Origin of the sequence: Mycobacterium sp. GA-1199 (genome assembly GCF_001500045.1) — a bacterium.
Classification (GTDB): Bacteria; Actinomycetota; Actinomycetes; order Mycobacteriales; family Mycobacteriaceae; genus Mycobacterium.
In genome coordinates, this window is the sequence record NZ_LQIX01000028.1 from 1 (window position 1) to 20,816 (window position 20,816).

Sequence of the window (20,816 nt, forward strand, 5' to 3'; positions counted from 1 at the left end):
GCCCGCGTGAATGCCGACCGTGCCGGCGGGGTCGGGCAGCACCGTGCGCCGGGTGATCCTCAGCTCGGCGTTCACGTGGACCAGCTCACCCGAGGCCAGTGGGTGCCACTTCTCGTGGTCCATCACCTCGCTGGCGAAGACCACCGAGGGCGCGGCGTCCAAGTGCGCGCTGGACGCGCTGATCCGCTTGCTGCGCAAGCTGAAACGGCCGCGGCTGGGATCGGTACGGTCCAGCAGCCAGAGCTCGTGCGTGTCGGGGTAGCGCAATGCCCACAGGTCGGTGGCCGTGGCCAGCAGCACGTTCACCGCGTAGATCGGCACGTGGGCCCACAACCATCGCGTCGCCTCCACCATCCCGGCTTCGACGTCGCCACCGCGGCCGCGGATGGATGCGGTGATCAACGCGAAGACCCGTTCGGAATCGGTGTCGCCGCGCACCAGGTCCTCGACGCCGAGTTCGCCGAGCCGCAAGTCGAGCGCGTCGAGATCACCCACCACTCCGTTGTGCGCGAAGATCCGCCGGTCCTGCAGGAACGGGTGAGTGTTGTCGTCGTCCGCGGCGCCGGTGGTCGCGTACCGGACGTGACCGATGAACGTCGTGCCCGTCAGCTCGCGGGCCTCGGTCGCGAAGTCGCGGTCCTGCCACGCCGCGATCGGCTGCTTGAACACCACCGGGGTGCCGTCGGCCTCGAACACCCCCAGGCCGGTGCCGTCCGGGTTGCGCCGGCTCTGCTCGGCCAGGCTGTCGGGGGCGTCCAGCAACCAGAATGTTGCGGTCACCGCGCCCCCGGCGTGCAGTCCAAACAGGCGACACATCAGTTCACCACCGCGAACTCACCATGCTGCCTGTCTACCCTCTCGCCGTCCGCCGGGACGGGTATCTCGCCACTTCCCGATATTCGGCGATAGCCCCGTGGGTTGACAACCTCCGGCCGTTGGCACGGCCGTGCGGCTGACCCGTCACCACGGTCACCGTGCCGTCGTGTCTGGGCGCTGGCAATTCATCCTGCTCGTACGACGCCTCGAGTGTCTTGACCTAGCTTGGGACGACCCACTTCGAGGGTGTCGGTTAGTTTTACCCAACCAAACTCCCACCTCGACAACGACGATCGCCCGCGCCTCGATATTCCGATGCCAACGCGACGTTAACGGGCGGCGCCGCGCACGCCGCGAAGACCACGTCTGTAACGCGCTGCAGCTGACGGTTAGCTGAGTTCATAGCACCGCGGGGATGGACCAGACTCAGCTGCAGTGCAACTTGACGGGCAAATGCGTCGGCCCACGCAGCGAGCTGTTGGTCGACCACGTTGTCGGGCCGACGGTGGTGATACGGGTGACACGGTCGACAAGTTCACGCAGCACTGCTTGCGCCTCCATACGTGCCAGAGGAGCTCCGACGCACATATGCGCGCCATAGCCGAAGCCGATATGCATGCGCGGGTTGCGGTCTGCGCGGTATTCGTCAGGATCCTCGAACACGAGTGGATCGCGGTTGGCCGCACCGAAAGACAGGAGCACCCGAGCGCCGGCGGGAATGGTTACCTCGCCGACCCGATAGTCCTCGCGCGTATAGCGATAGAGGTTTTGGATAGGGCTGGATATCCGCAACTGTTCCTCGACGGCGATGGGAATGAGATCGGGATTGGCGCGGATGAGATCGTATTGGTCGGGGTTGTGGGCCAACGTTTCGAATAGCCCACCGAGTAGATTGGTAGTCGTCTCGTTACCGGCGATGAGCAGCAACAGGGCAACGTAGAACAACTGATCGTCGCTCAGGTCGCCTTCGGTGTTGTGTTCCAGCAGCCGCCCAAGCATGGTGTCCGAATCTTTGAGCTCGCCGGAGGCGAGGTGACGCAGGAAATAGCGTCGCAGCGCGAGGACTGCGCGCATCGAGTTCGCAGTCCCGACAACACCTTTGGGTGTCGGCGAGAAATCGATGATTCGAACACTGTTTTCTGACCATCGTCTAAAGTCGGCGACGTCGGTGTCTGGTACCCCCAGGATCGCAGCGATGAGACGCATCGGCATTGGTATCGCAAGCCGTTCAACCACGTCGCAACCCGGCTCTTTGATTACCTTGGTTACCAGTTCAGCTGCAAGTTTGTCTGTTATTTCCTGCCAGTTTTCCAGCGCGCCGCGGGTGAAGCCGGGCTGGACTTGCTTACGCAGTCGGGCGTGCTGTTCGCCGTCGGTGAGCACTAAGAGATCGGCCGCCATCCTGACTCGCGTTACGCCCCGGGCGCTGGTGACCTGACCCGTGTCGCGTAACGCGGCGCGGATGTCATTAAGTCGGCTCAGAATCCAGGTGGCGCGCTTGGGGTTGTAGTGCACGCGCCCGCTGCGGTGCAGCGCTCGGTAGGCCTCGTGCGGCTGAGCTGCGGTGGCGGGGTCCAGCGGGTCGTAGTCGGTGTTGACCGCGCCAGTCCAGCCTTGATAGCCCTGCCGGTGCGTGCGGATCGCCCCGACGAGATTCATCCCGACGGCGCTGCCAAGCGGTTTAAGTAAAGTGAGGATGCCGCGCGGGCTGTTGTTCACCGCCATGACCGTTGCACCTTTTGTCCGTTAGTAAAGAACGCAAAGGTCTCGGCCCGCCGCGCACGCACCGTGCGGGTCGGGGTGAAAAGCGTTGTGCGACGGAGCGAAGGTGTCCTCAAGCTCGCCGATGCGCGGGCATGCAGAACGGGTGGGCGTCGCCTGCCGTCCAGAGTGATGGCGCTCCACCGTCATGCCATCAGGTTCGGCGCTGCCGCGTGTGTCGTCAACGGTGTGACAGAAAGTTGCAACGCTTGTTCGGAGGCTAGTCAGGAAGCGTTTCGCATCTACACCTGCTGGCCAGCGTGTTCGCTTACAGAGTCCTGTCCAGGATTCTCACAACGATAAAGCCATTTTGCACATCCGGGAGCTCCGCGGCGTGCACTTCCACGCGACCGAGGCAGCGCAGCCGCCTACGGACCTACGCTCCGGCATCAGAGCTGGTCTCACGCGAGGATTGGAGGGCGTTCAGGATTGAGGCACAGGTCACCAGGGTGCATTGTCCGCCGGCCGCGATCTATCGTCACGCCGGCGGGCAAGGCCGCGATCCGTGGAGCCGTGACCATGCGCACCTCCTCACGAATCGTCGGGTTAGTACGTAAGGCGATCAAGGATTTATAAGGCACTGAGCGTGTAGCAACGGCCATAGTGGTTGCGTTAGAGCACATCCGGCGGGCCGCTCCGTGGCCTGATGATGGGTTTGATTCGGTCGAGCCGCGAAGGCGAATAATTGACAGCGTCGCGGGCGTGACGCGCCTGGCCCAGGAAATGATCGGGTTACGCCGACCCGTTGGCCGCGCAATGGTTGCCGCGGGTATCCCTGCGCTGCGGCCAGCCGAGGACCGCGAAATCGAGCACGCGCTTGTAAGACGCTTCGTTGGTCCCTCGTTCAGCTAGCGCAAGCAGCCGGAACCGGGGGTTCTCCGCGTTAGCGCACCGGTGGGTCCAGCTGCGTCTGTACCCGTCGTAACTTGGCCTTCGCAGGATAAGAGAAAACTCTAGGGATTTCTCACCCATCTGTGCAGGTGCAGCCGGTACGAGCCGTCGGGCAGTTGCCTGACCGGGGGTAGGACCCGTTTCATCCTCGTGGCGTCTGGTTGACGATGTCATTCGGTGTTCACCAAGCTGATCAGGTGGTGAAGGCGCAGCGGTCACGCCAGTCCGGCGTCGGCGGCCGCAGGCGGCCGTCAATGGTCGCATTGGGCAGCTATGCCGTGACGATTCGACCGTGGCGACGCGGTATCCAGACAGACCTGCAGGCGTTGCCCTGCCCGAGATCGGGGGCCCCGCTTTGGCTTTCGTGATCACCCAGAGGTGTTGCAACGATGCCAGCTGCGTGTCGGTGTGCCCGGTCGACTGCATCCGCCCTTCGCCGGATGACCCCGAATTCGGCACGGCTGAGATGCTGCACATCGATCCGGAAGCTTGTGTTGACTGCGGCGCATGCGTGCCGGTGTGCCCGACTAGCGCGATCCGTTACGAGGTTGATCTGACTGAACCGTTGAAGCGATACAAAGATATCAACGCCGCCTATTTCCAGCGGCACCCGCTGCAGGCAGATCCGCGGCGATTGGACGAGAGGCCCTCTCGTCCGCCCGAGGAACTGGGGACACTGCGGGTGGCGATCGTCGGCGCGGGACCGGCTGCGTGCTATGCGGCCGACGAGCTGTTGGCCCGGGCCGATGTCGAGATCGAGTTGCTGGACAGGCTGCCCACGCCGTACGGGCTCATTCGCGGCGGCGTGGCGCCGGATCACTCCGAGACCAAGGAGGTAGGCCTGACCTTCGGGGCGAGGTTCGTCACAGAGGCTGTGGGTTTGCACCTCAACGTCGAATTCGGCAAGCACATCACACATGAAGAGCTGATGCGCCACCACCACGCCGTCATCTATGCCGTCGGCGCATTCGAGGAGCGCCGGCTCGACATACCCGGTGAGGATCTGCCCGGAAGCCATCCCGCATCCGAGTTCGTCGCCTGGTACAACGGGCATCCCGACTATGCCGACATGACGTTCGATCTGTCCGGACAGCGCGCCGTGGTGGTCGGAAACGGCAACGTCGCCTTGGATGTGGCGCGAATCTTGCTACTCGACACCGACGAGTTGCAGAACACCGACATCGCAGATTATGCGCTCGACACCCTGCGGCGCAGCAATATTCGGGAAGTTGTGCTTCTGGGACGACGCGGTCCACTGCAGGCGGCCTACTCATCATCGGAGTTTCTCGCCTTCAACCACCTGCCGGGGGTGGATGTCGTGCTCGATGAGCGGGAGCTGAACCTCGACCCAACCAGTCGAGCCCAATTCGAAGATCCCACGCAGGAACCGGCGCTCGCCCTGAAGGTGAGGCTCGCCGAGGAGTTCGCGCACCGTCCGCTGGACCCGCGCAACAAGCGCGCCGTATTCCGCTACTGCGTCTCCCCGGTCGAAATTCTCGGGACCGACCGCGTTGAGGGAGTGCGAATCACCGCCAACGAGCTCGTCGTCATTGACGGCGCAATAAAGGCCGTCGCGACCGACCAGATTGAGGATATTGAGGCATCAATGGTGCTGCGCTCTGTTGGCTTCCGAGCCCGGCAACTGCCCGGCCTGCCGTTCGATGAGCATCGCGGAATCATCCCCAACGATTGTGGTCGGGTGATCGCCGAAGACGGGCAGCCGATCCCAGGTGTCTACGTCGCCGGGTGGATCAAGCGTGGAGCCAATGGCACGATCGGTACCAACAAGCACTGCGCCCACGAGACGGTCGACAGCATCATTGCGGACTTCATATCCGGGCGGCTCCTCCGGCCCGACGGAGATCGACCTTCGCTTGAGCGACTTCTCTCTGTTCGTCAGCCGGACCTTATTTCGGGGGCCGGATGGCACGCGATCGACCAAGCTGAACGGCGTCGTGGTAGCGCCTCCGGACGACCGCGGGTCAAGTTCACCGACCGAGCCAAGATGGTCGAGATCGCCAAATCGCCCTTAAAGCCTGTGGTGCCGCCGGATTCGTGACCGTTACTTAGCGGTCCAAGTAATCGACCGCCAACATGCAACACCGGAGGGCGCGACACGCGCCAGCCCGTATGGACGGGCATCCCTGCCACTCGCTATCCACGCGCCCGATTCTCAGTGAGATGTCGCATCAATCGACATAACGACATGCAGCTCGGAGCCGAACTGAGGTCACGCTGATGAAACAGCCCTAAGCTTCAGCTGGAGAATGCTTTTCGTAGAGCCTCGCACTGGCGGTCGAAAAATGCTCGTGATACGCCGGTATTTGGTGCGACAATATCGAATCCGTGGAAAGCGCCGGGGATGATGTCGATGCCGCATGCCACACCTGCGTCTTCCAGGCGGCGTGCATATTCGACGTTTTCGTCGTGCAGCGGATCGAGGGTGCCGACGCCGATCCAGGCGGGCGGTAGACCCGAGAGGTCGGCGTGCCGCGAGGGTACGGCGACCTGCGGATCGGCTCCGCGTAGATAAGCGGTCCATCCCAACCGGTTGCTGTTGGGGCTCCAGAGCCGATATCGCCGATCTCTGATGCCGGGACGGTCGCTGGAGCGATCATCCAGCATGGGATACACGAGTAGCTGAAATAGCGGGGCCGATTCGCCGCGGTCGCGAGCCAACAGCGCGAGCGCCGCCGTCAGGCCGCCGCCGGCGCTTGCGCCGCCAATGGCGACCCGCGCGGGGTCGATGCCGGGCATGCGGGTCAGCCACGCAAACGCTTCATAGCAGTCCTTCAGGGCCGCCGGGTAAGGGTGTTTCGGCGCGAGGTGGTAATCGACGGCGACGACGGGGACGCCTAGCCGGTGGGCGAAGCGGCGGCACAGGCGGTCGTCCTGCGCTGCCGATCCGATGACGTAACCGCCACCGTGAATCCACAGCAGCGCGGCGCCCTCGTTGTCAGTGTGCTGAGGTCGGTGCAGCCGCACATTGCTTCCGCTGGGCAGAGCCGTCACTTCAATGTTCTTCGAGAAGCGCAGTGCCTGTAATCTCGTGAGCGCGCGAGCAATTGGCAGAGTGCGGCGAGTGTAGGGGCCGCTGGGCAGCACGCGCGCAATCCGCCGCAAGTCGGGATGAAACTCCTGGCCCATCGGCATTCAGACCGGGAAGGTGATGCCGGTGAGTTCCTCAGCTATCCCCCAGAGCCGCTTCTGGACGGACTCGTCGTAGGACTTAGCACTGGACTGAACCAGGGTGGGGAAACCCCGAAGTTCAAAAGGTCCGTCTGGACCCCAGTACTGGCCCCCACGCACCTGAGGATCAGTGGCCGCCAACAACTGAGGCAGCGCGCCCTTCGCGGGATCCTGGCCCACCAGTGGGCCGAACCACCTCATCAGGGGCGCGACCGGCTTCCATACGTGGCGTATCAGCTCCGAATCGGTGAACCCGGGATGGGCGGCAACCGCGATGGTTGGCACATCAGCGGCGGCCAGCCGCCGCTGCAGTTCATAGCAGAACATCAGGTTGGCAAGCTTGGATTGGGCATAGGCGGCCCCGCGGTTGTAGCGGCGCTCCCATTGGAGGTCGTCGAAATGTATTGCACCGCCGATCTTGTGGGCGTTGCTGCTAACGACGACGATCCGCGAGCCATCGACGGCAACAAGATTCTCGAGTAGAAGCCCGGTGAGGGCGAAATGACCGAGATAGTTGGTGCCGAACTGCAATTCGAAGCCGTCCAGTGTGACCTGTTTGGGAGGAACCATTACGCCGGCGTTATTGATCAGCAGGTCGATCCGTGGATGTTCGGCGTGCAAGGCTTGAGCAGCGGCGCGCACAGATTGCAAGGATCCCAGGTCGAGCGGCTGAACGGTAACGTCGGCACGAGGCGCTGTGTTCAGGATTCGGTTCCGCGCGGCCTGTCCTTTCTCTGTGTCGCGAACTGCGAGCACCACACAGGCTCCACGCTCCGCGAGAACCCGGGCGGTGTCGAAGCCTAGGCCGGTGTTGGAGCCCGTAACGATCGCCACACGCCCTGTCTGATCGGGCACATCCGCCTCGGTCCACTTGCTTACCGACATGAGAGATGATCGCTCTCTGTCGTTAAGACGCAAATATCTTCATCTTCAACGCTTTCCGGTAAGCGAGAACTACTCACCGCCGCCATGCCATCAGGTTGGGCAGTGACTCGTGAGACGTCAACGGTGCGGCGTGAAGTTGAAAGGCCGACTCTGACGCTGGCTGGCGCTTCCTTCGCACGCATGCTATTTGAACAGCGTGTTTGCAGACGAAGCTGAGCCAGAGCTTCTCATTGTGAGAAGACAATTTTGCACGGCCTGAAGCGATCCGCCGCGCGATCCACGCGCGATGGAGACTGCTCGAAAATACTTGATAATGTGGCGCGATGGCACGCGACAGTCGTGGTGGCGACCGGCGACGAACAGTCAGGCGTCTGGCTGAAAGACCGGATACGTTATGGTCATTCGTGTTGATAGGTGCGCCTCTCAGCACCATCGACTCGGCCCCGCAGCAGATGCTGGCATTCCCGCCATCACTCGCCGCGAATAGGTTCTATCGGCATACGCGCCCGACAATCACCACCCGTACGTCAACATCTTCACCGCGATGATCAGCGTGATGAGGGTGTTAGAAGGACCGCCCATTCTTCCGCCGGGCAGTAGAGTCACGGTTAGCCAATCGGTGTTGACTATTCCGGTCGGAACAGGGTATGTCGTGCCTGCGCATTGGTACTTCCCGCACGAACCCCAAACCGTCACTCGGCTCATTTACCTGCAGCACGGTTTCCTCGCCAGCGCTGCGCTCTACAGCTACACGGCGGCAGTGCTAGCCCAACTAACCAACAGCATTGTTGTCGTCCCGTCGTTGACCTCGAATCTTCTCGCCAGTGACGCCGTATGGTTGGGCGAGATGGCGGTGCAACGCGCGGTGGCCGACCTGTTCGTAGGTGACCGACTGGCACTTGCTGCCAGTGCGACCTTAGCGGCGGGTAACTCCGTGACGCTTCCGCAACGCTTTGTGCTCGCCGGGCATTCCATGGGCGGCGGACTCGTTGCAGCCGCCGCCGGTTTCTGTGTCGACAACGGAGCGGTCGCGGATCTGGCCGGCGTGATGTTGTTCGACGCAGTCTCGCTGAGTAACGCACTTCCGACAGCTTTGAGAAAGCTAACGGGCGTCAACAACCGACCGATACTGCTGATCACGGAGCCCCTGCACTTTTGGAACCAGCTCGGCGACGTCAGTGGGTATCTAGCCCAGGCGCGACCCAACCAGTTCATAGGGATTTCGTTAGTTGGAGGTTCGCACATCGATGCGATGCAAAGTGGAAACGTCTTAATCCAGAGAGCCGCTCAACTGTTCACTGGCTTCTCGCTTCCGCAAAACGTTGAGGCGATACAGACAATTTCCGCCGGATGGATCAACGACATGTTCGCGGGAACCCGCGACGGCGTCTACGGTGCGCGTGGGGAGCCGATCCAGATTGCAACCAGTGCTGGTACTGCTACCGCCTTCGTACTTCCGGCGCCACCCAATCGAACGTCGCCGGTAGGTGTTCTGCTGCAAACGGTCCTTGACGCCGCGCCCCGTGCCTTCTTCAGCTACGCGCCTCGCCTACGGGCGTCTCGCCGCGAGACCGCCCGTCCTCGCGCGACCAAGTGCGACTAGGGCGACTGGGACTGCGTCTCATGGCATTTCGGAGACGTGCGCCGACGATTATTCGCACCGTCCCGGGTCGTGCCCACTTGCAAGAACACCGTCTAATAGCGAGCTTGGCGCAGCATCCGCCGATCGCGTGTCGCAATGTCGATAGCGCCACGCACTATCGCGCACCGGCCCACGGTGCGGGCGCCGTCGAAGGCAGCGAGTTTTCTGGATTGACGGCGCTGAGCTACACAACACGGGCCGAGGCACACCGCGATTCCTCTCATGCGTCGAGTTGGAGTCTTTCATCCTGCAAAACAGCAAACCTGCGTAGCGGTCTGTCACCGTGGGCCACCAAGAGTAATTGATGGACGGGCGCAGCATCTCCTTCCACGGCGTTCGATGAGAATCTTGAGTGAAAATCTCTCATCGTGCTAGAACCGGTAGAGGCGCTACGGCGGGAGGGATGAGAAAACATGGGGCGTGACGACTGGTTAATCGGCGATCGGCGAGGCGCAGCCATCGACCGGATCTACACTGCGGCAGCCGATCTCGTCTCGCGGAAAGGCTTCGCTGCGTTCACGATCGAAGCGTTGGCCACGAAGGTGCATTGCTCGCCTGCAACCATCTATCGACAGGTCGGCGGCAAGACGGTAATCCTCGAGGGCGTCATTCAACGGTATTCAGCGAGCATCGTCGAGTCGGTGCGTGAAGCCGTCGCTGGGCTCTCCGGATCCGATCGAATCGTCACGGCAATCATCGTCGCGTTAGAAAGGGTTCGCGCCGAACCGCTAGGCCAATTGGTGATGGGCGCAATTCGGCCCGACGATCACAGTGGATTATTTACCTCATCCCCAGTAGTGGCAGGACTGGCGGAAGAGATGGTTGGGCGGCCCGATCCGCTCGCCGCGCAGTATCTGATTCGTATCTATTTTGCTTTGTGGTACTGGCCGGTAAACGACCGCGATACGGAATACCAACTGGTGCAACGGTTCGTCGGACCATCGTTTGAAACGCCCCCGCCTGAATCCAGCCACCGAACACACTGAAAACGGGCCGCTCACCTTAAGCCGCGACCCGCAGGAGCACCAGGCAGTGACGGCCACAACCAGTGTTCGCTTGAGTCGCCCAAAAGAGCCATTTGCGCCATGAGAGGTTTCTCAAGCATCTTCTCACGCATCGTGGCTGGTAAAAACCCACGTCGACGGCGCACACCATGTCTCGCAGTGGCGGAGCGATTCGCATGTTTATAGCAGCGCGTTGACGGGTTCGGCTCGGGAAATCAAGCTGGGCCGATGGTGACCATCGTGCGACTTTACCGTGGTCAAGGCTTGGCCTGAGCGGTGTCCGCATACAAGTCGTCTCGCAGGTCAGTGTGGCTTTCACCGGCGGCGGTGAAACCACTTGCCGGGCTGATCACCACCGTGTGTCTGGCCGCGATCGTGGCGCTGTGTGTGGCGATGTTCCGCGGGGACTTCATCGCCTCGGTGCCGGTGACGGTGCTGTCCTCGCGTGCGGGTTTGGTGATGGATCCCGATGCCAGGGTCAAGCTGCTCGGTGTCGAGGTGGGTCGGGTCGCTTCGATCGAATCGCGCCCTGACGGCCAGGCGGCGCTGCATTTGGCGATCGACCCCGGCCAGTTGAAGCTGATACCGGAAAACGTAGTCGTCGACATCGCCTCCACGACGGTTTTCGGTGCCAAGTACGTCCAGCTGGTGTTGCCGCCCGACCCGTCGCGGCACCCGCTGCGTTCCGGGCAGGTGCTGGCGGCTCAGCAAGTGACCGTCGAGATCAACACGCTGTTTGAAAGATTGACCTCTCTGCTGTCCTCGATCGAGCCGGGCAAGCTCAACGCGACCTTGGAGGCGATCTCCACAGCGCTTTCGGGGCGAGGGCAGAAGATCGGTCAAGCGTTCGTCGACCTCGACGCCTTTCTGGCGCGAATACAACCAAGCCTGCCCACCCTCGAACACGACCTCGCCACAGCTGCGCCCGTCATCGGCGCATTCGCCGACGCCGCCCCAGATCTCCTGACCGCGGTCACAAAAACCACCCGGTTGAGTTCCACTATCGTCGAGCGCCAACAAGACCTCGACGCGGTGCTCATATCAGCGATCGGACTGGCGGATGCGGGAATCGACGTGGTGGGCTCGAATCGGCAGCCGCTGATCGAAGTCCTCGATCTGTTGGTTCCCACAACCGATCTGACCAGCCGCTACCACGAGGGAATCTACTGTGTGCTAGCCGGTTTCATCCCGGTCACCGAAAGCCCACCATCTCCGGTTCCCGGTGTCGTGGCCAGTCTGGGCTTCTCGTTTGGCATGGACCGCTACCGCTATCCCTCGAACCTGCCCAAGGTCGCTGCGACCGGCGGTCCGCACTGCGGCGACATCGGACTCCCCGATATGCCATCGGGATTCAAACCCAAGTTCGTCTTAGCCGATATCGGCGCCGATCCCACGGAATACGGCAACCAAGGTATCGTGCTCAATTCCGACGGGCTCAAACAGCTGCTCTTCGGGCCCATTGACGGTCCACCCCGCAACACCGCGCAGATCGGACATCCCGGATGAACCGATCCGGATGGATACTGGTCAAGTTCGGCGCTTTCGCCGCGGTGATGGTGGTACTCACTTCCGCGCTGTTTCTCACCTTCAGCCAGTACCGCGGCGGCTCCACCAACAGCTATTCGGCGGTGTTCACCAACGCATCGGGTCTGAAAACCGGTGACAGCGTCCGCGTTTCAGGGATCCGGGTAGGCACGGTGTCCAAGATCGCATTGCGCCCGGACAAGACGGTGGTGGTCGATTTCGACGCCGACCGCAAAGTGACGCTGACCAGCGGCACCAAGGTGGCGGTGCGCTATCTCAACCTCGTCGGTGACCGCTACCTCGAATTGGTCGACTCTCCAGGAGCCAGCCAACTGCTAGCTGCCGGTGCCCGAATTCCGCGCGAGCGTACCGAGCCTGCTCTGGATCTCGATGTGCTGCTGGGCGGGCTCAAACCGGTCATCCGCGGATTGAACCCCCAAGACGTCAATGCACTGACTTCGTCGCTGATCCAAATCTTTCAGGGCCAAGGCGGCACCTTGGAATCCATTTTGTCGAAGACCTCGTCGTTCTCCACCGCGATCGCCGATCGCCACGAAGCCGTCGAGCGGCTCATCGACAACCTCAACACCGTCGCCGCCACACTGGCCGAAGACGGACCCCGCTTCTCAGAGACCATCGACCGCCTGCACAAACTCGTCGAAGGTCTAGCCGCCGACCGCGATCCGATCGGCACCGCCATCGAGGCCCTCGACACCGGTACGGCCTCAGTGGCCGACCTTCTCACCCAGGCCCGGCCTCCGCTCAAGGGCACCATTGATGAGCTGCACCGGCTCGCGCCGCTGCTCGACGAGAACAAAGAACTTCTCGACACCGCCCTGCAGAAAGCACCCAACAACTACCGCAAACTGGTGCGGCTGGGCGCCTACGGCAGCTTCATCAACTACTACATCTGCGCAGTCAGCTTCCGCGCCAGCGACCTTCAAGGACGCACCGTGGTGTTCCCGTGGATCAAGCAGGACACGGGAAGGTGCGCAGAACCCTGATGCTGAAATACCGGGGCACACGTCTCATCCGTGCAGGATTCATCGGCGTCACGCTGATTATCATCGTGATCGCGCTCGGGCTCAACCCCGACCGCATCATCAACTGGGCCACCAGCGTGCGCTATCAAGCGATATTCGCGCACGCTGGCGGACTCGTCGTCGGCAACGACGTCAAAGTATCGGGAGTCAGGGTCGGAACGGTATCCGACATCGCCCTGCAGGCCGGCAAGGCGATGGTGACGTTCACCATCAACGGCACCGTCGCGCTGGGATCGGACACCACCGCCCACATCCGCACCGGATCCCTGCTGGGGCAACGCGTCCTGACACTGGAGTCCTCCGGATCGACCACGATGCGGCCCAACACCGTAATCCCGCTATCGCGCACCGGATCGCCGTACTCACTCACCGACGCCGTCGGCGAGCTGACCACCAACGCCGCCGGCACCGACACAGCCGCGCTCAACCAGTCCCTCGATACGCTGAGCGCCACCCTCGACCAGATCGCTCCGCAACTCGGGCCGGCCTTCGACGCTGTGTCGCGCCTGTCCCGCTCGATCAACAGCCGCGATGAGACCCTGGCCGAATTGCTGCGCCACACCAGCACAGTTACCGATGTGCTCGCCAAACGCAGCGGTCAACTCAACGCGCTGATCCTCAACGCCAACGATCTCGTCGAGGTGCTCGCCGAACGCCGCCAGGCCATCGTTGACCTGTTGGCCAACACCTCCGCCGTTGCTCAACAGGTATCCGGATTAGTCGCCGACAACGAAAAGCAGCTGGCGCCCACCCTGGAAAAACTCAACTCAGTGACAGCCATGCTGCAAAAGAACCGCGACAACATCGCCAAAGCACTCCCTGGCCTGGCGAAATACCAAGTCACCCAGGGAGAAACAGTCGCCAACGGTTACTACTACAACGCCTACATCCCCAACCTGGCACTACCGGAAGTCCTACAGCCCTTCCTGGACTACGCGTTCGGTTTCCGCCGCGGCACCAACAACGGACAACCCCCCGACAACGCCGGGCCACGCGCTGAAATCCCGTTCCCCTACAACGGGATTCCCCAGCCCGGAGACCTGCCGCCACGATGACCAGACGCCGACTTGTCACCATCACAGCCCTCACACTGGCGGTCGCTCTCTCCGGCGGGACAGCGGTGTTGGTCCGCCAAACGCTCTTCGGACCCACCACCATCACCGCCTATTTCACCAAGGCCATCGCCATCTATCCCGGCGACACCGTGCAGATCGCCGGGGTAACCGTTGGCCGTATCGACGCCATCGACGCCGAAGGCACCCGCACCAAAATGACGCTGAAGCTGGACCGCGGCGTGCCCGTGCCCGCCGATGCCAAAGCAGTCATCGTGTCACAAAACCTCGTCGCGGCCCGCTACGTCGAACTTACTCCAGCCTACGAGCCGGGCGATGGGCCGCTCATGGCCGATGGCGCAACGATCCCGCTCGAGCGCACCGCCGTGCCGGTGGAATGGGATCAAGTCAAAGAACAACTGATGCGACTGGCCACCGACCTCGGACCCCGCCCCGACGCACCGCCATCCATCGCACGATTCATCGACACCGCCGCCAACGCGCTGGACGGCAATGGCGACAAACTCCGCGACGTGATCGCCCAACTCTCCGGTGTAGCGCGGGTACTGGCCGACGGCAGCGGCGACATCGTCGGCATCATCACCAATCTGCAGACCTTCGTTACCGCGCTGCGCGACAGCAACACCCAGATCGTGCAGTTCCACCACCGCTTCGCCACCTTGACCAGCGTCCTCGATGAGAGCCGCACTGACCTCGACGCCGCGGTAACCAACCTGTCCTCGGCGCTCACCGAGGTACAACGGTTCATCGCCGGCAGCCGCAACCAAACTTCTGAACAAATCCAACGCCTCGCCAACGTCACCCAGAACCTCGTCAATCACCGCACCGATCTTGAGAACGTGCTGCACGTGGCCCCCAACGCCGTCGCCAACGCCTACAACATCTGGAATCCCGACTCCGGCGACGTCAACGGCTCTTTCGTGCTGACCAATTTCTCCAACCCCGTGCAGTTCATCTGCGGAGCAATCGGTGCCGTAGAGAACATCACCGCCCCCGAAACCGCCAAGCTGTGCGCCCAATACCTCGGGCCCGGCCTGGACCTGCTCAACTTCAACGGGCTGCCATTCCCGATCAACCCGTTCCTGGCTCCCGCCTATAGCCCCAACAACATCATCTACACCGATCCCAAACTCGCGCCCGGCGGATCAGGGCCCGCCCCCACCCCACCCGAACAGCCGTCAGCGTTGTCCGCCTACGCCGCACCGGCAGCGTCACCGCTGCAAACCCTGCTGCTGCCCAACACATCCCCCGAACCCGCGCAGGGCGCCACGCCACCGCTGCTTCCCGCCGAAATCCACCCCGCGCCAACCCCGCCGCCCCTGCACGAGCCACCGTCATGATTCTCATCCGCACCCCACGTCGCCTCGTGTGCCTCGCCGCGGCCATTACGCTCACCGCCTCCAGTTGCGCATTCCAGGGCATCAATTCCCTGCCGCTGCCCGGCGCCGTCGGCCGCGGTCATGAAGCTGCCGTCTACCACATTCAGATCAAGAACGTGGGCACCCTCGAACCCAACGCTCCCGTGCTCATCGCCGATGTCGTCGTCGGCAGCATCGCATCGATGACGGTCAATAACTGGCACGCCGACGTCGAAGTCTCGCTGCAACCCGATGTCGTCGTCCCCGCCAACGCCGTCGCCACCGTGGGCCAAACCAGCCTGCTCGGCTCGATGCACCTAGCGCTGGACCCTCCCGCCGGCCAAACACCTACCGGACGGCTCGCGCCCGGCTCCACGCTCGGACTCAACCGCGCGTCGACCTACCCGTCGACCGAACAAACCCTTTCTACCCTGTCAGTGCTCATCAACTCCGGCGGTGTCGGCCAGATCGGCGACATCATCAATGACACCAACGCCGTCCTGCAGGGCCGCGAGGATCAGATTCGCAGCGCACTGACCCGACTCGACACCTTCATCGGCGCCATGGACGATCAGCGCGACAACCTCGCCGCCACCATCGACAACCTTGACCGGCTCACCGACATCCTGGCCGGACAAACCGACACACTCACCAATGCGTTGCGCGACATCCCACCCGCACTTGAGGTGCTCGACCGCGAGCGACCCAAACTGACCGAGGCGCTGACCAAACTTGGCAAATTCAGCGACATCACCACGCGTCTGATCAACGACAGCCAAGATGACCTTCTGGCGAATCTGCGCAATCTGCAACCCACGCTCAAAGCGCTCGCCGACGTCGGTCCCAAGCTCGACGCCGCACTAGCCTTGGCGCCGACATTCCCGTTTCCCCAGAACGTGATCGACCGCGGTGTGCGTGGCGACTACTTGAATCTCTACGCCGTCGTCGATCTGACCTACCCACGTTTGAAACGCACCATTTTCCGCGGTACCCGGTTCGAAGATATTGACGCCGACTTGATTCCCGCTCCCGGCGACCCGTACTACCTGCAGTACACCTACGATCCGCTCAACGCCCCCCTGACCAAAACCGTGCCGACGGCGCCCCCGGGCGCTCCTGTTCCCGCCGGACCTCCGTCAGCGGGCTCGCCGGTGCCACCACAGACCGGGCCGTCTCCGCTGCCGGCCGATGCGTCGGCGCCGCCGCCACCGTCTGGGGGTGGGAACTGATGCTGTCGCGCTTCGTCCGCATCCAACTGGTGATCTTCACCATCGCCTCGGTCGTCGGCGTCTCGATCATGGTGGTCAACTACCTACAGCTGCCAACCATGTTGGGCATCGGCCGCATGAGCGTCACTGTCGAACTGCCCAACAGCGGCGGACTGTACCGCTTCGCCAACGTCACCTACCGCGGGGTGCAAGTCGGCAAGGTCAGCGCCGTCCTCCTTGATCCTGGACCACCTACCCACACGAAAGCCCGACTGACGCTGGACAGCTCGGTCAAAATCCCCGCCGCGCTAACCGCCGAAGTGCACAGCATCTCCGCGATCGGAGAACAATACGTCGACCTGGTACCCCACACCGACGCGCCACCCTACCTTCAAGACGGATCGGTCGTTGCCATGACGAACACCACCGTGCCCCAACAAGTCGGGCCCATGCTCGACCAGACCAGCGCCCTGCTGAGCAGCGTTCCGAAAGACAAATTCAACGCCCTACTCGACGAGACATTCACCGGCCTCAACGGCGCCGGGTTCGACCTCGGGTCACTGGCCGACTCGACGTCGCGGCTGACCGGCGACCTCAACGCTGTCGCCGACCGCACCCAGGCGCTCATCGACGACAGCGCTCCACTGCTCGACGCACAGGCCGCCAGCAACGAAGCGCTGCGCACCTGGAGCCGTAGCCTGGCTGGCGTCACCACTCAACTGGTCGACAACGACCCGCAAATCCGCACCCTCTTCAGCCAAGCTCCGGCGGCCGCCGACGAAATCTCAGCACTCTTGAGCCAGATCAAACCCACACTGCCAGTCCTGCTGGCCAACCTCACCACCATCGGGCAGATCACAATCACCTACAACCCTTCCCTGGAACAGGTTCTCGTGCTGCTGCCGCCGTTCATCTCCACCATTCAAGCCGCGATGCCGCGTAATAACGCCACCGGGATACCCACCGGTGGAGAATTTGCCATAACCGCAGGCGATCCCAATCCCTGCACCGTCGGATTCCTGCCGCCCTCCCAATGGCGCTCTCCGGCGGACCTCAGCGACATCGACACGCCCGACGGGCTGTACTGCAAACTGCCTCAGGACTCTCCAACTACGGTGCGCGGCGCCCGCAACTACCCGTGCATGGCCCACCCCGGCAAGCGCGCCCCGACCGTGCGGCTCTGCAACGACCCCGACGGCTTCCAACCACTAGCGGCACGCCCTCACATTCTGGGGCCTTACCCGTTCGATCCCAACCTCATCGCACAAGGCATACCGCCCGACTCACGAGTTACACGAGACGAGAACATCTTCGGACCTGCCACCGGCACACCGCTGCCACCCGTCGGCGTTCCAGCAGCCGGCACGTCGCCGGAACCTCCAGCATTGCCGCCACCGCCCGCTCCTGAGAATGCGCCAGTCCAAGAACCAGCTACTCCTTCCAGCGCCCATCAACCAGGACTCAGAACTCCTGGTTTCGGTGTCGCGCAATACAACCCGCGCACCGGAACCTATTTGGGCGGAGACGGAGCTTTCTACACCCAGGTCAATCTCGACAACACACGTTCCGCAACGACTTGGACCGATCTGCTGCCGCATTGACATCGCCACCTCCACCTGCAGGAGAGCCGCCATGAACATCGCCCGTCCTTTTTGCGTCACGGCCATATCCTCACTGCTACTCATGAGCACTGCGGTGGCGACTGCTGACACCTCGGAGCTGGAAGGCGCACTCAACGGCACTTTCCGAGCACAGTCGAATGGTGACTGGGCGCAGAAGAATGAGATGTACCGCGACGAGGCGACTGTCACCGCCACATGGACGATTCGTACCACCTGCGCAAATCCCACTGACTGCACGGGGACAGTGACCAGTGACCAGGGATGGACCGCGCCGATCGTCAAGGTCTCGGGACTCTGGAACATCAAACACGTTGTTCCGCGATGGGAGCCGTGTCCTGACGGAACTGCCGTCGACGGAGTTCAGCACTACCGCTTCTACCCCGTGTCGGCCCAGACTGGGCAGGTCGACAACAGCCAATCCGACCTTTTCGCCGGTATCGACGAAACAAAGGGGCCGAGCGGCGCCTGCGGAGTCAACAGGCCCATGCTGATTTCCCTGCCCTTCAAGCTCACCAGGCTCAGCTAGTCAATCGCACCCAGATGGCGATTCGCTACATGCAAGCATTGCTTGCGCCAGCAGTGCGGTTTCACAGGCGAATCAGCAGTTGTACCAACGGATCGGTAATCCAACAGAACAGTCGACGCGCGCGTTGGCCAGCCGATTCCAACTCCGCTATGTCTGTCCCACCAGATATCAGGTGCCGACTCAATCTTCGGTATCCATTTCGACCAACACCCGGCGCAGTAGCTTTCCGGTGGTGTTTCGCGGTAGCTCGTCGATGAAGACCACATCGCGAGGAACCTTGTGCCGCGCCAGGTTGTCTTTCACATACTGCTTGATCTCTGCCGCGTCTTGCGCAGCGCCGGGCTCGGAAACAATGAAGGCGCGCAACCGCTTTCCGAACTCGGCGTCATCGACCCCGACTACTGCCACCTCGGCGATATCGGGGCGCGCCTCGAGCAGATTCTCCACTTCCTGCGGAAAGACGTTCTCGCCGCCGGACACGATCATGTCGTCGTCGCGGCCGTCGACGAACAGCAGTCCGTTCTCGTCGAAATGGCCCATGTCACCGCTGGACATGTAGCCGTCGATGATCTGTTTGTTGCGACCATCGGTGTATCCGGAGAACGGCGCACCGTTGCGGATGAAGATCCTGCCGCGACGGTTCGCGCCCTCAATCCGTCGATCGTTCTCGTCGTACAGCACCACCTCGCAGGTCACCGGAGCACGCCCCGCGGTGCCGGGGGCGGCACGTAACTCGGCAGGGGTGGCGACGCTGGCGATGGCACATTCGGTGGACCCGTACATGTTGTACAGAACATCGCCGAAGGTGTCCTGCACCCGGTTGGACAGCTCAGGGCTCAGGGCCGACCCGGCGATCAGAATGACTTTCAGTGACGACGTGTCGTACTCGGCGATGACGTCGGGCGCAAGCTCGACCATCCGGTGCAGCATTGTCGGGACCGCCACCAGCATGTCGGCCTTGTGGTCGGCGATGAGCTTCAACGTGCCCTCCGCCTTGAACCGCCTGGTCGTCACGATTTTGTTGCCGAACGCTGCGCCGACCGTGTACGTGGCCCAGCCGGTGCTGTGGAAGATGGGCGACACGATGACCATGGTCCCCTTGCGCGGGAACGGTATTCGGTCAACGATCTGGGCTGTCGCGAGCGGAGAAACCGTTTCACGCGGCGCCCCCTTGGGAAGCCCGGTCGTGCCGCTGGTGAGGATCACCGAACCGCCGGCTTTGCTCGGCGGGAGTAGAGGCTCGGTGGAGTTGGTCGCGATGATGTCGTCGAGAGTCTGCGCACCAGCAGGTAGTTCTGCGCCGTCGTCCACCCACGTCAGCACCCGCGGCAGGTCGGCGGGCAGCGCGTCGAGCAGACCGAGGAACTCGCTGTCGTGGAGCACCACGGTCACCTTCTCGCGTTCGCAGACCTCGGCGAACTGAGGTTTGGCGAAACCGGTGTTCATCAAAACCATTCGGGCGCCTGCCTTGCCGCAGGCCGCCATGGTGATGACGAGCCCGCGGTGGTCACGGCAGAGCACGCCGACGACCGAGCCCGCGGAGACGCCGAGGCTCTGCAAGCCGTGCGCCAATGCCCACGACTGGTCATCGACCTGTTTATAGGTCAACGTCCCTCGCTCGTCGACGACCGCAGGCAGGTCTGCATACTTGCGACCACCTTGAATCGCCATCGTGGCCTGCGGGCCGTAGGTGCGCGCGAGCTTGGCAGTCTGAACACCCGAACCTAGGTCCGTGAGGTCGATGATTCCGGTGTCGACGAGTCGCTTAGCAGCGCGCGCCGCCTCGGTGGCATGCTGCAACTTCTGCCGAACGCCGGCCAGCACGTCAGCCATCGGGCCTCCTCACCACGGAAATTTGCGTGCACAGTAACAGTCGCCGAGGAGCGCCGACCCTGAACCGATACCGCCGGCCGCCCGCACAGCCGCGGCGTTGTCGGTGAGCCCTGGGACACTCACCCTGTGCCAGAGGACATCGACGGTGCCAGAACACATGCGGTGAGCGCCTTGCGGTCATTGACACTGTTGCTCGGAATCAAGTGCGGGGTCGAGAGCCGCCGTCGCACCAACTGGCAGCCATTCACGAGAACACATGGGTGAGAAGTTGGAACGGACACCCGTCCGCGTCGTTCTCTCGAACGGGGAGATTCGGTTGTCAACGGCGGCTGAAAATTGACCCCTTTTCAACGGTTGAAAATTGACCCCCTTGGTGTTCATTCTTCTGTGGTCGATCCTGGAACTCGTCCGAGGTCGCGGTCTTTGATGCGGTAGGAGTCG

At 62.6% G+C, this 20,816-nt stretch carries 15 protein-coding genes; 10 read left to right on the forward strand and 5 right to left on the reverse strand.

The genetic code is table 11. The features are described 5' to 3' along the window. The coding region (locus AU198_RS17695; RefSeq protein WP_064349803.1) for a class II glutamine amidotransferase at positions 1-816 on the reverse strand (816 nt) is incomplete at its 3' end. 426 nt (positions 817-1,242) lie between these two features. Further along, positions 1,243-2,541, reverse strand: a complete 1,299-nt coding sequence (locus AU198_RS17700) for a cytochrome P450 (RefSeq protein ID WP_064349778.1) — start codon at positions 2,539-2,541, stop codon at positions 1,243-1,245. 1,282 nt (positions 2,542-3,823) lie between these two features. Here AU198_RS17700 and AU198_RS17705 point away from each other — a divergent pair. Continuing rightward, entirely contained in the window at positions 3,824-5,527 is a 1,704-nt protein-coding gene (locus tag AU198_RS17705; protein ID WP_064349781.1) for an FAD-dependent oxidoreductase, read from the forward strand. 197 nt (positions 5,528-5,724) lie between these two features. Here the strand turns inward: AU198_RS17705 and AU198_RS17710 are convergent, their stop codons facing one another. Continuing rightward, the gene (locus AU198_RS17710) at positions 5,725-6,615 is read right to left on the reverse strand and encodes an alpha/beta hydrolase (protein ID WP_082691086.1); all 891 of its coding nucleotides are present in this window, start codon (positions 6,613-6,615) and stop codon (positions 5,725-5,727) included. A gap of 6 nt (positions 6,616-6,621) precedes the next feature. Next, a complete protein-coding gene (locus AU198_RS17715) occupies positions 6,622-7,542 on the reverse strand; it encodes an SDR family NAD(P)-dependent oxidoreductase (protein ID WP_064349785.1) in 921 nt (306 codons plus the stop codon). A gap of 544 nt (positions 7,543-8,086) precedes the next feature. Here AU198_RS17715 and AU198_RS17720 point away from each other — a divergent pair. The 9 genes from AU198_RS17720 (at position 8,087) to AU198_RS17760 (ending at position 18,542) form a co-directional block, all read left to right on the forward strand. Further along, positions 8,087-9,145 carry a hypothetical protein gene (locus AU198_RS17720; RefSeq protein ID WP_156431659.1) on the forward strand — a complete coding sequence of 353 codons (1,059 nt, stop codon included), beginning with the start codon at positions 8,087-8,089 and terminating at the stop codon, positions 9,143-9,145. Between the two features lie 452 nt (positions 9,146-9,597). Further along, positions 9,598-10,170, forward strand: a complete 573-nt coding sequence (locus AU198_RS17725) for a TetR/AcrR family transcriptional regulator (protein WP_064349787.1) — start codon at positions 9,598-9,600, stop codon at positions 10,168-10,170. A gap of 345 nt (positions 10,171-10,515) precedes the next feature. Beyond that, a complete protein-coding gene (locus tag AU198_RS17730) occupies positions 10,516-11,694 on the forward strand; it encodes an MCE family protein (RefSeq protein ID WP_231744707.1) in 1,179 nt (392 codons plus the stop codon). After that, complete coding sequence (locus tag AU198_RS17735) at positions 11,691-12,716, forward strand: MCE family protein (RefSeq protein WP_064349792.1); 1,026 nt, start codon at positions 11,691-11,693, stop codon at positions 12,714-12,716. The genes AU198_RS17730 and AU198_RS17735 overlap by 4 nt, the downstream gene beginning before the upstream one ends. Beyond that, positions 12,716-13,810 (forward strand): MCE family protein, encoded by a 1,095-nt coding sequence (locus AU198_RS17740; RefSeq protein WP_064349804.1) that lies wholly within the window; start codon positions 12,716-12,718, stop codon positions 13,808-13,810. Before AU198_RS17735 ends, AU198_RS17740 begins: the two co-directional genes overlap by 1 nt. After that, on the forward strand, positions 13,807-15,168 hold the full coding sequence (locus AU198_RS17745; protein WP_064349793.1) for an MCE family protein: 1,362 nt from the start codon (positions 13,807-13,809) through the stop codon (positions 15,166-15,168). Before AU198_RS17740 ends, AU198_RS17745 begins: the two co-directional genes overlap by 4 nt. Continuing rightward, positions 15,165-16,415 carry an MCE family protein gene (locus tag AU198_RS17750; protein WP_064349795.1) on the forward strand — a complete coding sequence of 417 codons (1,251 nt, stop codon included), beginning with the start codon at positions 15,165-15,167 and terminating at the stop codon, positions 16,413-16,415. The genes AU198_RS17745 and AU198_RS17750 overlap by 4 nt, the downstream gene beginning before the upstream one ends. Beyond that, complete coding sequence (locus AU198_RS17755) at positions 16,415-17,995, forward strand: MCE family protein (protein ID WP_064349797.1); 1,581 nt, start codon at positions 16,415-16,417, stop codon at positions 17,993-17,995. Before AU198_RS17750 ends, AU198_RS17755 begins: the two co-directional genes overlap by 1 nt. A 31-nt stretch (positions 17,996-18,026) precedes the next feature. Then, the gene (locus AU198_RS17760; protein WP_064349799.1) at positions 18,027-18,542 is read left to right on the forward strand and encodes an Rv2253/PknI dimerization domain-containing protein; all 516 of its coding nucleotides are present in this window, start codon (positions 18,027-18,029) and stop codon (positions 18,540-18,542) included. Positions 18,543-18,722: 180 nt separating this feature from the next. On the opposite strand, the gene AU198_RS17765 is transcribed toward AU198_RS17760, so the two are convergent. Further along, entirely contained in the window at positions 18,723-20,375 is a 1,653-nt protein-coding gene (locus tag AU198_RS17765; RefSeq protein WP_064349800.1) for an acyl-CoA synthetase, read from the reverse strand. Positions 20,376-20,816: the final 441 nt, after the last annotated feature.

What these genes read in the sequence shown, in the direction of transcription:
- AU198_RS17700 (WP_064349778.1), bottom strand. Translation starts at nt 2,541, where the DNA reads ATGGCGGTGAACAACAGCCCGCGCGGCATCCTCACTTTACTTAAACCG.
- AU198_RS17710 (WP_082691086.1), bottom strand. Translation starts at nt 6,615, where the DNA reads ATGGGCCAGGAGTTTCATCCCGACTTGCGGCGGATTGCGCGCGTGCTG.
- AU198_RS17715 (WP_064349785.1), bottom strand. Translation starts at nt 7,542, where the DNA reads ATGTCGGTAAGCAAGTGGACCGAGGCGGATGTGCCCGATCAGACAGGG.
- AU198_RS17720 (WP_156431659.1), top strand. Translation starts at nt 8,087, where the DNA reads ATGATCAGCGTGATGAGGGTGTTAGAAGGACCGCCCATTCTTCCGCCG.
- AU198_RS17725 (WP_064349787.1), top strand. Translation starts at nt 9,598, where the DNA reads ATGGGGCGTGACGACTGGTTAATCGGCGATCGGCGAGGCGCAGCCATC.
- AU198_RS17735 (WP_064349792.1), top strand. Translation starts at nt 11,691, where the DNA reads ATGAACCGATCCGGATGGATACTGGTCAAGTTCGGCGCTTTCGCCGCG.
- AU198_RS17740 (WP_064349804.1), top strand. Translation starts at nt 12,716, where the DNA reads ATGCTGAAATACCGGGGCACACGTCTCATCCGTGCAGGATTCATCGGC.
- AU198_RS17745 (WP_064349793.1), top strand. Translation starts at nt 13,807, where the DNA reads ATGACCAGACGCCGACTTGTCACCATCACAGCCCTCACACTGGCGGTC.
- AU198_RS17750 (WP_064349795.1), top strand. Translation starts at nt 15,165, where the DNA reads ATGATTCTCATCCGCACCCCACGTCGCCTCGTGTGCCTCGCCGCGGCC.
- AU198_RS17755 (WP_064349797.1), top strand. Translation starts at nt 16,415, where the DNA reads ATGCTGTCGCGCTTCGTCCGCATCCAACTGGTGATCTTCACCATCGCC.
- AU198_RS17760 (WP_064349799.1), top strand. Translation starts at nt 18,027, where the DNA reads ATGAACATCGCCCGTCCTTTTTGCGTCACGGCCATATCCTCACTGCTA.
- AU198_RS17765 (WP_064349800.1), bottom strand. Translation starts at nt 20,375, where the DNA reads ATGGCTGACGTGCTGGCCGGCGTTCGGCAGAAGTTGCAGCATGCCACC.